This is a genomic window from Cellulomonas sp. P5_E12, assembly GCF_054049315.1.
The window spans coordinates 1-15,001 of the sequence record NZ_JBFUMP010000003.1; the positions used below are offsets into that span (position 1 = coordinate 1).

At 74.3% G+C, this 15,001-nt stretch carries 14 protein-coding genes; 9 read left to right on the forward strand and 5 right to left on the reverse strand.

What is annotated here, in order from left to right; all coding sequences use genetic code 11:
- The coding region (locus tag ACXJKA_RS02895; protein ID WP_456823668.1) for a helix-turn-helix transcriptional regulator at positions 1 to 1,617 on the forward strand (1,617 nt) is incomplete at its 5' end.
- Positions 1,618 to 1,679: 62 nt separating this feature from the next.
- Complete coding sequence (locus ACXJKA_RS02900) at positions 1,680 to 2,564, forward strand: hypothetical protein (protein WP_456823669.1); 885 nt, start codon at positions 1,680 to 1,682, stop codon at positions 2,562 to 2,564.
- A 1-nt stretch (position 2,565) separates the two neighbouring features.
- On the opposite strand, the gene ACXJKA_RS02905 is transcribed toward ACXJKA_RS02900, so the two are convergent.
- Both ACXJKA_RS02905 and ACXJKA_RS02910 read right to left on the reverse strand, forming a co-directional pair.
- Entirely contained in the window at positions 2,566 to 3,417 is an 852-nt protein-coding gene (locus tag ACXJKA_RS02905; RefSeq protein ID WP_456823670.1) for a VOC family protein, read from the reverse strand.
- Positions 3,414 to 4,025 (reverse strand): NADPH-dependent F420 reductase, encoded by a 612-nt coding sequence (locus tag ACXJKA_RS02910; protein WP_456823671.1) that lies wholly within the window; start codon positions 4,023 to 4,025, stop codon positions 3,414 to 3,416. The genes ACXJKA_RS02905 and ACXJKA_RS02910 overlap by 4 nt, the downstream gene beginning before the upstream one ends.
- 87 nt (positions 4,026 to 4,112) lie before the next feature.
- On the opposite strand from ACXJKA_RS02910, the gene ACXJKA_RS02915 reads away from it, so the two are divergent.
- From ACXJKA_RS02915 to ACXJKA_RS02925, 3 genes are all read left to right on the forward strand, one after another.
- Positions 4,113 to 4,604, forward strand: coding sequence for a MarR family winged helix-turn-helix transcriptional regulator (locus ACXJKA_RS02915; RefSeq protein WP_456823672.1), 492 nt, complete (start codon positions 4,113 to 4,115; stop codon positions 4,602 to 4,604).
- Between the two features lie 3 nt (positions 4,605 to 4,607).
- The gene (locus tag ACXJKA_RS02920; protein WP_456823673.1) at positions 4,608 to 5,261 is read left to right on the forward strand and encodes a hypothetical protein; all 654 of its coding nucleotides are present in this window, start codon (positions 4,608 to 4,610) and stop codon (positions 5,259 to 5,261) included.
- Between the two features lie 66 nt (positions 5,262 to 5,327).
- Positions 5,328 to 6,155: a class II glutamine amidotransferase gene (locus ACXJKA_RS02925; RefSeq protein WP_456823674.1), complete on the forward strand. Its 828-nt coding sequence runs from the start codon at positions 5,328 to 5,330 to the stop codon at positions 6,153 to 6,155.
- A gap of 4 nt (positions 6,156 to 6,159) precedes the next feature.
- Here ACXJKA_RS02925 and ACXJKA_RS02930 read toward each other — a convergent pair whose 3' ends face one another.
- Entirely contained in the window at positions 6,160 to 6,561 is a 402-nt protein-coding gene (locus tag ACXJKA_RS02930) for a VOC family protein (RefSeq protein WP_456823675.1), read from the reverse strand.
- A gap of 65 nt (positions 6,562 to 6,626) precedes the next feature.
- Here ACXJKA_RS02930 and ACXJKA_RS02935 point away from each other — a divergent pair, with 65 nt between their 5' ends.
- On the forward strand, positions 6,627 to 7,427 hold the full coding sequence (locus ACXJKA_RS02935; protein WP_456823676.1) for an FAD binding domain-containing protein: 801 nt from the start codon (positions 6,627 to 6,629) through the stop codon (positions 7,425 to 7,427).
- Complete coding sequence (locus tag ACXJKA_RS02940; protein ID WP_456823677.1) at positions 7,424 to 10,132, forward strand: molybdopterin-dependent oxidoreductase; 2,709 nt, start codon at positions 7,424 to 7,426, stop codon at positions 10,130 to 10,132. The genes ACXJKA_RS02935 and ACXJKA_RS02940 overlap by 4 nt, the downstream gene beginning before the upstream one ends.
- A 151-nt stretch (positions 10,133 to 10,283) precedes the next feature.
- Here ACXJKA_RS02940 and ACXJKA_RS02945 read toward each other — a convergent pair whose 3' ends face one another.
- On the reverse strand, positions 10,284 to 11,285 hold the full coding sequence (locus ACXJKA_RS02945) for an XdhC family protein (protein ID WP_456823678.1): 1,002 nt from the start codon (positions 11,283 to 11,285) through the stop codon (positions 10,284 to 10,286).
- Between the two features lie 42 nt (positions 11,286 to 11,327).
- Between ACXJKA_RS02945 and ACXJKA_RS02950 the strand changes: the two genes are divergently transcribed.
- Positions 11,328 to 12,596 (forward strand): amidohydrolase family protein, encoded by a 1,269-nt coding sequence (locus tag ACXJKA_RS02950; RefSeq protein WP_456823679.1) that lies wholly within the window; start codon positions 11,328 to 11,330, stop codon positions 12,594 to 12,596.
- Between the two features lie 4 nt (positions 12,597 to 12,600).
- On the opposite strand, the gene ACXJKA_RS02955 is transcribed toward ACXJKA_RS02950, so the two are convergent.
- A complete protein-coding gene (locus ACXJKA_RS02955; protein ID WP_456823680.1) occupies positions 12,601 to 13,539 on the reverse strand; it encodes a PDR/VanB family oxidoreductase in 939 nt (312 codons plus the stop codon).
- A gap of 211 nt (positions 13,540 to 13,750) precedes the next feature.
- On the opposite strand from ACXJKA_RS02955, the gene ACXJKA_RS02960 reads away from it, so the two are divergent.
- Positions 13,751 to 15,001 (forward strand): amidohydrolase family protein, encoded by a 1,251-nt coding sequence (locus ACXJKA_RS02960; RefSeq protein ID WP_456823681.1) that lies wholly within the window; start codon positions 13,751 to 13,753, stop codon positions 14,999 to 15,001.

Consider the following 15,001-nt stretch of genomic DNA (forward strand, 5'->3'; position numbering starts at 1 on the left):
ACCCGCGCCCGCGCCCGCGGCGCGCACGCGGTCGCCGCGGCGGGGTTCGAGCGTGCGGCKCGGCTCACCCCGGGGCCCGCCGACCGGGGGCCGCGACTGGTGTCGGCCGCGGAGAGCTCGTGGCGCGCGGGACTGCCCGACGCCGCGATCGAGCTGCTCGACCGCGCGTCCGCCCTGCCGCAGGCCCCTGACCTGCGCATCCGTGCGGCGTCGCTGGACGGCGCGATCGCCGCTCGCACCGGATCGGTCGAGCGGGCGCGCGACGTGCTCGTGGCGGCCGGGCTCGAGGCGGCCGACGTCGACCCTGACGCAGCGATCCGGCTGCTCGCCGACGGCGTCCTCGCCAGCCAGTTCGCCGGCGACATCGCGACCGCCGCAGCCGTCGCGGCCCGGATCGACGGGCTCGAACCCCGGACCCCGGAGGCGCGCTGGGTCGGCACGATGGCCACCGCGGTCGCGGGAGTGCTGTCGGGGCACGGCGGGCCCGACCTGCTGCGGACGGCCATAGCGCAGTCCGCGCAGTTCCTCGAGGACCCGCAGCTCGCACCCTGGCTCGTCGTCGGCCCCCTGTACCTGCGCGAGAACGCCGTGGGCCGTGACCTCATCCCGGCCGTCGTCGCGCACTCCCGGCGCCGTACGGACATCGGCGGGCTGCCGTCGCTGCTGTTCTACGTCGCCCGCGACCAGGCGACCACCGACCGCTGGGACGACGCCGTCGCCGGATACACCGAGGCGGTCCAGCTCGCGCGCGAGGCCGGGCAGTCCACCGACGTCGCCGCGTGCCTGGCCGGGTTGGCCTGGCTCGAGGCGCGCGCGGGCGACGCGGACGCCTGCCGGTCGCACGCTGCCGAGGCACTGGATCTCACTCGCGCGCACCACCTCGGCTTCTTCCAGGCGTGGGCGATGACGGCGCTGGCCGAGCTCGAGCTGGGCCTCGGGCACGTCGAGGCCGCGCTCGACGGCTACACCGAGCTCGTCGGCCTGCTCACCGAGCTCGGCCTGGTGGACGTGGACCTGTCCCCCGCCGCCGAGATGGTCGAGGCGCTCGTGCACCTGGGTCGCGACGACGAGGCGCACGCCCTGGCGACGTCGCTGACCGAGCGCGCCGAGCTCAAGGGCCAGCCGTGGTCGCTCGCGCGGGCCGCCCGTGCTGCGGGCCTGACCTGCCCGGACACCGTCGTCGACGTCTGCTTCTCGGTGGCGCTGGCCTACCACGGCCACACACCGGACGACTTCGAGACCGCCCGCACCGAGCTGGCCTACGGCTCCCGGCTGCGCCGCCTGAAGCGCCGGGTGGACGCGCGGCCGCACCTGCGCGTCGCGCTCGCGACGTTCGAGCGGCTCGGCTCGGTCCCGTGGGCCGATCAGGCGGCCGCCGAGCTGCGCGCCACCGGCGAGACCGCGCAGCGCCGCAGCTCGACCGGCCTCGACCACCTCACGCCCCAGGAGCTGCAGGTGGCCCGCATGCTCGCCGGGGGGCGCACCACCCGGGAGGCCGCCGCCGCGCTGTTCCTCAGCCCGAAGACGATCGAGTACCACCTGCGCAACGTGTACCTGAAGCTCGGGGTGCGCTCCCGCGCCGAGCTGGCGGACGCGATCCCGGGGCAGGACGCCTGACCGTCCTGCAGCCGCGGCAGGCCGCGAGCCTCTAGCCTGGCGGGAACGGGAGGGGGCCGACGATGGCAGACGTCGCGCCAGTGGACACCGTCGCCCTGGACCTGACCACCCGCAAGACGTACCGGTACCTGCGCGTCTCCGTCGTCGGGATGGCGCTGCTGCTGGCGACGTCGCTCGCGATCGAGATGATCTGGGGCGACAGCCCGCGCCTCGGCTCGATCAGCGCGTACTACTACACCGCCGTGAACGCGGTGTTCATCGGCTCCCTGGTCGCCATCGGTCCCGCGCTCATCGCGATCAAGGGCCGGCCCGGCTGGGAGGACGCCCTGCTCGACCTCGCGGGCATGGTGATCCCGCTGGTGGCGTTCGTGCCGACGCCGCTCAAGCACGGCTGCGAGGCGGGCGTCGAGACGTGCCTGCCGGCCGACCTGGTGCCCGGCGTCGAGAACAACGTCAGCGCCCTGCTGGTCGTCGGCGGGGTGGGGCTGGTGTTCGCGTGGTGGAGCGCGCGCCCGCGGGGCCGCGCGATGACGATCGCGCTGCTCGTCGCGACCGGCGTCTGGGCAGCGTTCGGGTTCTGGTTCGTCTTCTCGCGCGACACGTTCCTCACCGGCGCGCACTACGCGTCGGCGATGACGTTCTTCGTCCTCATCGCCGGCGTCGCGTGGATCAACGGCCGGCGCGCGCCCGAGCGCGGAAACGTCCGGGGCATGACACCGCACGGGTACGCCGGCACGTACAAGCTGATCAGCCTGCTCATGGTGCTGACCATCGTGGTCGCCGCCGCGCTGTACGCGGTCGCGGCGCTGTCCGGGTTCACGCTCTGGTTCGCGACGATCCTCGTCGTGGAGGCGATCCTGCTCCTGCTGTTCGTCGTCTTCTGGGTGCTGCAGACGCTGGAGAACTGGAACGAGGAGGCGGTGGAGACGACGCCCCCGGAGACGTGACTCAGCCCGCGACCACGACCCGGATCTCGTTGTTCCACGGGTCCTCGAAGGCCAGCACCTGACCGTCGTCGCGCACCGCGATGCCGCGGCTCGCCAGGCGGGCGCCGAGGGCTCCGCGCTCGTCGACCGTCGGCAGCTCGATGGTGACCTCACCGAGCCCGAGCGCCGGCCACCGGCCCTGCGCACCGCGGCTCTGCCACGTGTTCATCGCCAGGTGGTGGTGGTACCCACCGGCGGACACGAACAGCGCCTGCGTGCCGTACTCGGCGGTGACCTCGAAGCCGACGGTGTCGACGTAGAACTGGTGGGCGGTCCCGATGTCGCCCACCTTGAGGTGCACGTGCCCGACGGCCGCGGCTCCGTCGAGAGAGTCCGGGTCCGCGAGGTTCTCGCGCAGGAAACCGTTCGGGTCCAGGTACTCGGTCGCCATCGCGACGCGGCCGTTCTCCCAGCCCCACTGCTCGCGCGGCCGGTCCCAGTACAGCTCGACGCCGTTGCCCTCGGGGTCGTCGAAGTACAGCGCCTTGGACACCAGGTGGTCGGAGCTGCCCGTGAACGAGGACGGGAAGTGCCGCGCGACCGAGAACACCGAGGAGGCGAGGTCGGCCTGCTGGTCGAACAGGATCGCGGTGTGGAAGAGGCCGGCCGCCGACGACGGCGCGTGCTTGAGCAGCGGGGTGTGCTCGAGGACGACGGACGGCACGCCCTGCCGCCCGAGCGTGACGCGGTCGCCCTCCTGGCCGATCACGGTCAGGCCGACACCGCGCGCGTAGTAGTCGGTCATGGCGTCGAGGTCGCCCACCTTGAGCGTCACGGCGCCGACGTCGGTGCGCGCGTCGAGGATCTCGGTCATCGGGTCAGCCCGAACCCGCCGGTCCACGACGTCTGCTCGGACGCGGCCAGCGCGATCTGGAGGAAGCCGAAGGCCTCGAGCTCGCGGGCGCGCTTCAACGAGCCGGCGTCGACGGCGCGCAGCCCGCCCGCCTCGACCACCGCGATCAGCGCCGCCTTGGCGTCGGCGTCGTCACCCGCGATGAGCACGGTCGTCTTCTCCTCGCCCACCTCGCCGCTGGTCAGGGTCGCGCCGAAGGTCGTGTTGAACGCCTTGAGCACGGTCGCTCCGGGGATCGCCTCCGCGAGGACTGCGGCGGCGGAGCTGTCGACCGGCACCACCAGGCCGTCGAACGTGGCGGCGTCGATGGGGTTGGACACGTCTACGAGCACCTTGCCGTCGAGCTGGCCCTCGTACTGCGCGAGGACCTCGTCGTACGCGCCGTACGGCAGCGCGAGGACGACGATGTCGCCGGTGAGTGCGTCACCGATCGTGGCGTGCTTCGCGCCCGGGATGGCCACCTTGACCGGCTGGCGGGTGAGCACCTGGGCCTCGTTTCCGCCGGCGACGACGCGCCACGCGATGGCGCGGCCCATGGTCCCGGCCCCGATGATCGTCACAGTGCTCACAGCGTCGTCCTCCTGGGATATTTGTTGTCGCTTCAACAATCCTACCTCTAATACTTGTAGCGTCAAGTATTTGATAGAGTCGTTCTCATGAGCGACGTGCGATGGCTGAGCGAGGACCAGCTACGCGCCTGGAAGAAGCTCATCGCGGTGGTCGAGCTGCTCCCCGGCACGCTCGAGTCCCAGCTCCAGCGCGACTCCAGCCTGAGCCACTTCGAGTACTTCACGCTCGCCATGCTCTCCGAGGCGCCGGAACGCACCCTGCGGATGACGGCGCTTGCCGCGCACACGAACGCGACCCTCGCCCGACTGTCGCACGTGGTGTCCCGGCTGGAGAAGCGCGGCCTCGTCCGGCGCGAGCCCTGCGCCGAGGACCGGCGCGCGACCAACGCGATCCTCACGCCCACGGGATGGCGCGCGGTCGAGGGCGCCGCCCCCGGCCACGCCGCCACGGTCCTGACCACCGTGATCGACCCCCTCACCGCAACCGACGTGGCCGACCTCGACCGGATCATGGGCCGCATCCTTGAGGTCCTCGACCCTGCGCACGTCATGGTGGAGCCCGCGACGACCGATGACTGAGGTGTGCTGCTCACCCTCACGCTGATCGGCTTCCTCACGCTCGCGGCCGGCCTGGCCGTGCGCTGGGTGCTGCACCGCGTCGACGCCCTCGGCCGGGTCGCGCCCTTCCCGAAGATCAGCGTCGGCCTCTCGCTCGCGCTGGCGCTGTCCTGCGCTGTGCCGCTGGCCGTGCAGGGGTGGGTCGAGAGCCGGCTCGAGCGCGCGGCGGTCGCGGTCGCAGGCGGGCCGGTGACGGTGCACTGCCAAGGACTCGGGCAGGCGTTCCTCGACCTGGGACCCGAGCTGGGCTTCGTGCGCTGGGGCACCGACGGCGTCCCCGAGCGGTCGACGCTGATCAAGCGGAGCCCGTGCGCCCACCTGCGCGCCTGGCTGTGGTCGGCCACGTCGCACCCGACGCTCGACCAGGTGATCGCGGTGCACGTGCTCACCCACGAGACCATGCACATGGTCGGGATCACGGACGAGGCCCACGCCGAGTGCGCCGCGGTGCAGCGGGACGCCGCGATGGCCCAGGCGCTCGGGGCGTCGCCGGTCGAGGCCGCGGCCCTCGCACATCGGTACTGGACCGAGGTGTACCCGCGCATGCCCGACGGGTACATGGGCGGCTGCGGCGCGGGTGGCGCGTACGACGAGGGGCTGCCGTCGCCGCCCTGGTGACGCCCGAGATGCAGACAACCGGGTCCGCACCTGGTGTGCTGGTGACCGCACGGCAAGGAGGCCGACATGTGTCGCTGGCTCGCGTACACCGGATCACCCGTCCTCATCGAGGACCTGCTCTACAAGCCCACCAACTCGCTCGTCATGCAGAGCCTGCACAGCCGGCTCGGCGCGGAGGCCACCAACGGCGACGGGGTCGGGGTCGGCTGGTACGACGACCACTCCCCGACCCCCGGGGTGTTCCGCAGCATCGAACCGGCGTGGAGCGACCGGAACCTGCGCGAGCTCTCCGCGCACGTGCGCTCGGGCGTCGTGCTCGCGCACATCCGCGCCACCAGCGGCTCCGCGGTGCAGCAGACCAACTGCCACCCGTTCCGGTACGGCCGGTGGCTCTGGATGCACAACGGGCTGCTCGCCGGGTTCTCCGCCATGAAGCGCGACCTCGCGCTCGCGGTGGACCCGGACCTCTACCCGTTCATCGAGGGGTCGACGGACTCGGAGATCCTGTTCTTCCTCGCCCTCACGTTCGGCCTCGAGGACGACCCGCCGGCCGCCGTGGCCCGCGCCGTGGGGCTGGTCGAGCAGGTGGGTCGCGCGCACGACGTCGCGTTCCCCGTGCAGATGACCGTCTGCACCACCGACGGCGAGCGGATGTGGGCGTTCCGGTACTCCACCGAGGGGCAGAGCCGGTCGCTGTTCCGCAACGCCGACGTCGCCGTCCTCAAGCAGCAGTACCCGGAGAACCCGGTGCTGCACGACCTCGACGCCTCGACCCGCGTGGTGGTGTCCGAGCCGCTGGGTGACCTCAAGGGCGCCTGGCACGAGGTGCCGGAGAGCAGCTGCCTCGTGGTCGACGGCGGTCGCGAGGAGCTGAGGGAGTTCGCGCCGGTCTGAGCCGTCAGGCGTCGGGGTCGGGGAGGCACAGGCAGAACGGGTGCCCGGAGGGGTCGGCGTAGACGCGGAACGGGTCGTCGGCGTGCCCCTCCTCCGCGGGCGTGCCCGTGAGGGGTCGCGCCCCCAGCCGCACGGCGTCCTCGTGTGCCACGTCCAGGTCGTCGACGTCCAGATCGAGGTGCACGCGGGCGCCCACGCGCCACGGCGCCACCACCGCGTCCGAGCGCTGGAACGCCAGGCGCACGGGCCGGTCCGGGTCGATCAGCAGGAGGAAGTCGTCGCCGTCGGGGTCCTCGTCCTCGTGGCCGGGCGCGTAGTCCCAGCCGAGCAGCCGGCGGTAGAACTCGGCCAGGTCGCGGGGCTCCGCGCAGTCCAGGGTCGGCTGGCGCAGGTGTCGGATCGTCATGATCCGACCGTAGGACGGGTCGTCGTCACATGCCCGACACGTGGGTACGGTTCACTCGGCGCACCATGGACCTGACCTCACTCGACCGCGTCCGCGCGGCACACGACCGGACCGACCTCGCGCTCGGTCCCGGTAGCGCGCCCCTGGCCGGCGGCACGTGGCTGTTCTCCGAGCCGCAGCCCGACCTGACCGAGCTGGTCGACCTCACGTCGCTGCGCTGGCCCGCGATCGAGGTCACGCCCGAGGGCCTGTCCGTGGCGGCCACCTGCACCGTCCGCGCGCTGGTCGACCTCCCGCCCGTGGCCGGCTGGGCGTCGCAGCACCTGGTCGAGCGGTGCGCGCGGTCGCTCGTGGCGTCGGAGAAGATCTGGGACTGGGCGACGGTCGGCGGCAACATCTGCCTGGCCCTTCCGGCGGGCGCCTTCACGACGTGGGCCGTCGCGCTCGACGCGACCGCCGTGGTGTGGACGCCCGACGGCGGCGAGCGGCGCGAGCCCGTCGCGTCGTTCGTCACGGGCGTGCGGACGACGACCCTCGCGCCCGGCGAGGTGCTGCGTGCGGTGGTCGTGCCCGCCGAGGTCCTCGCCGAGCCCGCGGTCTTCCGCCGCGTCGCACTCACCCGGCACGGGCGGTCCGGCGCGATCGTCGTCGGCCGCCGGTCCGCGGGCGGTGGCCTCGTCGTCACGCTCACCGCGGGCGTCCCGCACCCGCACCGGCTCGCCTTCGCGGCCTTCCCGGGCCCGGACGAGCTGCGCGCCGCGGTCGAGCAGGTGGACGACTGGTACGACGACCCCCACGGCGCCCCGGACTGGCGGCGTGCCATGACGCTGCGACTCGCGGAGCAGGTCCGGGGGGAGCTCGCATGAGGTTCGAGGTCAACGGCGCACCGCTCGACGCCGATCCGGCGCCGGGCCAGGTCCTGCGCACGCTCCTGCGCGAGCACGGCCACGTCGAGGTGAAGAAGGGCTGCGACTCGGGCGACTGCGGCGCGTGCACCGTGCTGCTCGACGGTCGGCCGACCCACTCGTGCCTGGTGCCCGCGTACCGCGCGGACGGCCGGTCGGTGACCACGGTCTCGGGTCTCGGCACGGTCGACGAGCCGCACCCGGTCCAGCGGGCGTTCGTCGACGCCGCCGCGTTCCAGTGCGGGTTCTGCACCGCGGGCCTGGTCACCACCGTGGCCGGCCTCGACCTCACCGACGGCGACGACGAGGAGACCGCCCGGCTGCTCAAGGGCAACCTGTGCCGCTGCACGGGCTACCGGTCGATCTGCGACGCCGTCGCGCGCCGCCGCAACACCGTCGACCCGCTGGCGGGGCAGGACGCGGGCCGCTCGGTCCGCTCCCCCGCCGCACGCCGGATCGTCGCCGGCCGGGAGCCCTTCACGCTCGACGTGCCCGCCACCGACCTCGCGCACCTCGCCGTGCTGGGCAGCCCGCACGCGCACGCCCGGATCGTGTCGATCGACGCCACCGAGGCCCTCGCGGCGCCCGGGGTCCTGGCCGTCCTCACCCACGAGGACGCGCCCACGACGCTCTTCTCGACCGCCCGCCACGAGTCCCGCCTGGACGACCCCGACGACACCCGCGTGCTCGACCCCGTCCTGCGGTTCCGCGGCCAGCGGGTCGCCGTCGTGGTGGCCGAGTCGCTGCGCGAGGCGGAGCGTGCGTGCGCACTGGTCCGGGTCGAGTACGAGGTGCTCCCCGCCGTCGTCGACCCCGCCGAGGCGCGGCGGCCCGGCGCACCTCTCGTCCACGGCGACAAGGGTCCCGAGGCGCGCATCTCGGAGCCGGGGCGCAACGTGGTCGCGCAGCTGCACGACGAGATGGGTTCCGTGAGCGCGGCGCTGGCGTCGTCGGCACACCGCGTCAGCGGCACGTACCGGACCAGCCGCGTCTCCCACGCCGCGCTCGAGACCCACGCGACCCGCGGCTGGCTCGACGAGGACGGCCGCCTGGTGCTGCGCACCAGCACCCAGGTCCCGTACCTGGTCCGCAAGGAGATCGCGCACATCTTCGACCTCCCGCTGGACCGCGTCCGCGTCCTGACGGGCCGGGTGGGCGGCGGGTTCGGCGGCAAGCAGGAGCTGCTCACGGAGGACGTGGTCACGCTCGCCGTCCTGCGCACGCGCCGCGCCGTGCAGTACGAGATGACCCGCGCCGACGAGTTCACGATCGTGCCGAGCCGGCACCCGGTGCGGGTCGAGGTCGAGCTGGGTTCCGATGCCGACGGCGTGCTCACCGCGATGCGCATCGACGTGCTCAACAACACAGGCGCGTACGGCAACCACGGGCCGGGCGTCATGTTCCACGGGGTCAGCGAGTCCATGGCGGTCTACCGCTGCCCGAACAAGCGCATCGATGCCGAGGCCGTCTACACCCACACGCTGCCGTCGGGCGCGTTCCGCGGGTACGGGCTGGGGCAGATCATCTTCGCCATCGAGTCCGCGATGGACGACCTCGCGCGGTCCGCCGGCATCGACCCGTTCGACCTGCGCCGCCGCAACGTCGTCGTGCCGGGCGACCGCCTGCTGGTCACAGACCCCGACGAGGTGAGCGACCTCGGGATGAGCTCGTACGGCCTGGACCAGTGCCTCGACCTGGCGCAGACCGCCCTCGCCGATCGCTCGCTCGACGCCCCCGCGCCGGACGGCACCCTCGTCGGCGAGGGGATGGCCGTGGCGATGATCGCGACCATCGCCCCGCGCGGCCACTACGCCGAGGCCACCGTCCGGCTGCTCGACGACGGCCGCTACGAGGCGAGCATCGGCACCACCGAGTTCGGCAACGGCACGACGACGGTGCACGGCCAGCTCGTCGCCCAGGCCCTGGGCACCACCGTCGACCGGATCGTCATCCGGCAGTCCGACACCGACGTGGCCGGCTACGACACGGGCGCGTTCGGGTCCGCGGGCGTCGTCGTCGCGGGCCTCGCGCTGCACCGCGCGGCGCTCCAGCTGCGCGGCAAGGTGCTCGCCGCGGCCGCCGCGCTGCGCGAGCACCCGAGCGACGAGCCCCGCTCGTGGGACGAGGGCCTGACGCCCGACAGCGCCAGCGGGGTCCCGCTCACCGAGATCGCGCGGGCCGTGCCCGGGCTCACGGGCCAGGGCTCCCACGACGGCTCCCCGCGGTCCGTCGCGTTCAACGTCCACGCGTTCCGGGTGGCCGTCGACCCCGACACCGGCGAGGTCAGCATCCTGCGCTCGATCCAGGCCGTCGACGCCGGCACCGTCCTGCACCCCGAGCAGCTGCGCGGGCAGGTCGAGGGCGGCACCGGGCAGGCCGTCGGCACCGCGCTGTACGAGGAGATGCGGCTCGACGACGAGGGCCGCGTCACCACCGCCTCGTTCCGCAGCTACCACGTGCCGCAGATGATCGACCTGCCCCGCACCGAGGTGCTCTTCGCGCAGACCACCGACGACCTCGGCCCCCTGGGCGCCAAGTCCATGAGCGAGGCGCCCTACAACCCGGTCGCCCCGGCCCTGGCCAACGCGGTCCGCGACGCCCTGGGCGTCCGCCCCCACGAGCTCCCGATGACCGCCGACCGCCTCTGGCGCCTGCTCCACAGCTGACCCGCCCGACCCCGGTCCCCGCTCACCCACCGGAGCGTCCGAACTTTCGAGCGCCCCGACGACCGGATCCGCGGACGTTGCGCCAGCCTGGCCGGGACGTCCGCACGATCGAGCGCCCTGACGACCGAAAGTGCGGACGCTGCGCTGGTGCTCAGGGGGTGGGGGGCGGGTGGTGGATCGGGCCCGACAACGTCGTCAGCGGGCGGCCCGACGACGAGCCGCGGGCGGCGAGGACCTCGGCGAGCACCGAGATCGCGGTCTCCGCCGGGGTCGAGGCGCCGATGTCGAGGCCGATAGGCGCGTGCAGGCGGGCGAGCTCGTCGGGCCGGGCGCCGCGCTCGACGAGGGCCGCGGTCCGCCGGTCCTGGGTCCGGCGCGAGCCCATGGCCCCCACGTAGCCCGCGCCGGACCGCAGCGCGGCCAGGACGAGGTCGGCGTCGAACCGGTCGTCGTGCGCCATCACGCAGACGACGTCCCGCGGACCGAGCACCTGCAGGCCGAGGTGGCGCACAGGCCAGTCGACGACGACCTCGTCGGCCCCGGGGTGCCGACGGGGCGTGGCCAGCACGGCGCGCGCGTCGCACACGGTCACCCGGTACCCGACCGCCCGCGCCGCGGCCGCGAGCGCGGCGGAGAACTCGAGCGCGCCGTAGACGAGCATGCGCGGCGGCGCGGACGCGACCTCGACAAACACCTCGACGCCTCCGTCGGGCCTGGCGACGCGCAGCAGGCCCGAGCGGTCGACCGACGGCTCGTACCCGCGCGGGAGGGGACCGTCGAGCGGCGTGACCACGACGGCGTCCTCTCCGCGCGCGGCGGCGGCGAGCGGCGGGAGGTCCGCGGGGCCGAGCTCGCGCGCATGCACGCGCAGCACTCCCCCGCAGGTCAGGCCGACGGCGAACGCGTCCTCGTCCGTGACGCCGTACTCCTGGACGCCAGGCGCCGACCCGGCCAGCACGGACGCGCACAGCTCGTAGAGGGCGCCCTCGACGCACCCGCCCGCGACGCTGCCGATGGCCGCGCCGGTGTCGTCCACTGCCATCGAGGTGCCGACGACGGTCGGCCCGCTGCCGGTCATCGACACGACCGTGGCGACGGCGACGCGGTGGCCTGCGGTCAGGCGCGCGAGCAGGCGGTCCGCGATCTCGAGCACTCAGGTCACCTCCCCGCAACGTGACGGTGCTACCAAGACCCCATGCTGACACTCTCCGGGGCCGTGGCCGTCGTCGTCGATGCGCAGACCGAACGCGTCGGGGACGTGCACGTGACCCACGGGGTGGTCACGCAGGACGCGGCACCCGGTGCCGAGCTGCTCGACGTGGCCGGCTGCGTGGTCACGCCCGGCCTGGTCAACGCGCACCACCACCTGCTGCAGACCGCGTTCCGCACGCTGCCCGGCACGCGCGGGGTCCCCATGGCGTCGTGGCTGCCGACGATGGCCGCGGCCTACGCCGCCGCGGGCGTGGACGGCGAGCTCGCGGGAGCGGCGGCTGCCGCCGGCCTCGCCGAGGCCCTGCTCAGCGGCGTGACCACCGTCGCCGACCACCACCTCACCTGGCCCGACGACGTCGCCGCGTCGGTCGACGTCGCCCGCGGGACCGTCGAGGCGGCGCACCGGCTCGGCGCGCGGCTGGTGCTCGTGCGCGGCAGCGCCCGCGACGACCCGGAACGCGCGGCGCTGTCCGCCGAGGCGATCGTGGCGGCCCTGCCGCAGAGCCCCCTGCTGCAGCTCGCCGTCGGCCCGGCGGGCGTGCACAGCGACGGCCCCGAGACGTTCCGGCTGCTCGGCGAGGTCGCGGCGCGCCACGGCCTGCGGCGGCGCACCCAGGCGAACGAGCAGGTCGACGTGGCCGCGGCGGTCGAGCGGTACGGCCGGCGCCCGCTCKACCTGCTCGACGAGTGGGGCTGGCTGGCGCCGGACGTCACGCTCGCGCACCTGTGCGGGATCACCGACGACGAGCTGGCCCGGGTCGCGGCGAGCGGCGCGACCGCGACGCACGCGCCCGGCTGCGACCTGCCGATGGGCTGGGGCGTCGCGCCGGTGGCCGCCCTGCTCGACGCGGGCGTCCCCGTCGGCCTCGGCACGAGCGGCGGKGGGAGCAACGACGCCGGCCACCTGCTCGCCGACGCGCGGCTCGCGATGCAGGTCGCGCCGCTGGTCGGCCGCCCGCTCACCGCGCGCGAGGTGCTCGGTATGGCGACGGCCGGCTCGGCGGCGGGCCTGGGCCGCCCGGAGCTGGGTCACCTGCGCCCCGGTGCGGCGGCGGACCTGTGCGTGTGGGACGTGTCGGGCGTGGCCGACGCGGGCGTGGCCGACCCGGTCGCCGGCCTGCTCTGGGCCTCGCCGGGCCGCCGGCCGCGGCACGTCGTCGTCGCCGGGCGCGTGGTGGTGCGGGACTTCGTCCTGCAGACCGCCGACGAGCACGACGTGGTGGCCGACCTCCGCCGCCGCGTCGGGCGCTGAGCCCTCACAGCTCGAGCACCAGGTTCGCGCCCACGGCGCGCGAGACGCAGATCATCATCGTCGTGCCGCTGCCGCCCGGCCCGATCACGGAGTCGCGGTGCTCGACCGTCCCCTCGAGCACCGGCGTCTCGCAGCTGCCGCACGTGCCCACCCGGCACGACGAGACGACCATGGCGCCGCTGTCCTCGACGACCTCGAGGATGCTGCGCCCGGGCGGGACCGTCAGGGTCGTGCCGGACAGCGCGAGCTCGACGTCGAACGGCTCGCTCCAGACCGGCGGCCCGAACTCGCGCGCCTCGAACCGCTCGGTGTGCACGGTCCACCCCGCCTCGACGGACGACTCGACGRCCTCGAGCAGCCGCCGCGGCCCGCAGCAGAACACCTGACCCGCCGGTCCGGCGGTGACCGCGCCGACGTCGAGACGCCGCCCCTCGTCGGCGGCGTAGACGTGCACGCGATCGGGGTGGGCCGCGACCAGCTCGTCGACGAACGCCATCGTCGACCGCGAGCGCCCGGCGTAGTGCAGCGTCCACTCAGAACCGGCGCCGATCGCGGCCGACACCATCGACAGCACCGGCGTGATCCCGATGCCGCCCGCGACGAACACCGTCGGACCGGCCGGGGAGAACGCGAAGTGGTTGCGGGGCCCGCGCAGCCGCAGGGCGTCCCCCACGTCGAGGGCGTGCGCGGCGACCGAGCCGCCGCGGCCGTCGGGCTCGCGCAGGACGGCGACCCGGTACGTCGTGCGGTCGGCCGGGTCGCCGACCAGCGAGTACTGCCTCTCGAGGCCGTCACCGAGCAGCAGGTCGATGTGCGAGCCGGGCGTCCACGGCGGCAGCGGTCGGCCGTTCGTCGGCACGAGGTCGAGCGCGACGACGCCGTCGGCCACCTCGGCGCGCGCCTGCACCACGACGGGCCGCTGGATGTCGCTGAACACGCTCACGGGCGTCCTCCAGATCGGTCGACTCGGGCGGAGCGCCAGGCTACGAGGCTCGTGTTAACGGGAAACCCCACTCCGTGACACGGAAGGACCGCTGTGGTTACACGTCGGTAACTCAGCCTGCTTAGCGTGCGCAGAGCACGAAGAAATTGCTTCACCACCCGCGACGGCGCACCCGCCCGGGTGAGTCGCGCGCTCCGGAAGGAGGGACGCGATGCCGGCTCTGCCCCGCCCCATCGAGCGGCTGACGCACGCGCGTCTGGCCGACGGCCGGGTGGTCGACGTGCTGCTGGACGGCGCGGTCGTCGCGGACGTGGTCCCCGGGGGCACGCTCGCGGCGGGCGACCCCGACGCCACCCTCGAGCTGGACGGCTTCCTTCTCCTGACGGCCCCGGCGGAGCCGCACGCGCACCTCGACAAGGCACTGTCGTGGGACGCGATCCGGCCGCCGATGGGCGACCTGCGCCTCGCGATCGACTCGTGGCGTGCGCACTCCGCGCGGATGACCGTCGAGGACATCGCGACCCGCGCCCGCACCCAGGCGCTCACCATGCTGGCCAACGGCACGACGGCCATCCGCACCCACGTCGACCTGCTCAACGGCGACGACCCGCTGCGCGGCGTGCGGGCCCTGGTCCAGGTGCGCGAGGAGCTGCGCGGGCTGGTCGACCTGGAGCTGGTCACGCTGGGCGGCTACCTGACGCCGGTGACGGACATGGACGCCGCGCTGGCCGCGGGGGTCGACCTCGTTGGCGGCGCACCGCACCTCGCGCCCGACCCCGTCGCGGAGCTGCACCGGCTGCTCGACGTCGCCGTCGCGCACGGGGTCGGCGTCGACGTGCACACGGACGAGAGCCTCGACTGCGAGGTCACGCTCGACGTGCTGGCCCGCGCGGTCCGCGACTGGGACGCGCCCGTCAGCGCCGGCCACTGCGTCCGCCTGGGCACGCTGGACGGGCCCCGGCGCGACGAGGTCATCGCCGACGTGCTGGCCGCGGACCTCGGGATCATCGCCAACCCGATCACCAACCTCTACCTGCAGGGCTGGGGCTCCGACGTCGCCACCCCGCGCGGGCTGACCGCCGTCCGCGCGCTGGTGGACGCCGGCGTGAGGTTCGCCGCCGGCGCGGACAACGTGCGCGACCCGTTCAACCCGCTGGGCCGGTCGGACGCGCTGGAGACCGCGATGCTCCTGGTCGTCGCGGGCCACCTGTCCGTCGACGAGGCGTACGCCGCGGTGAGCACCGGGGCGCGCGACGTCATGGGCCTGCCGGTCGCGGGCGTCGAGGTCGGCGCCCGCGCCGAGCTGCTCGCGGTGCGGGGCACGGACCTCGTCGGCGTCGTCGCCACCGCGACGGCCGACCGCTACGTCCTGCACGAAGGACGCCTCGTCGCGCAGAGCGAGACCCACACGCAGGTCGCCACCCCCGCGGTCCTGTCCAGCCCCTACCCCGAAGCGAGGTGA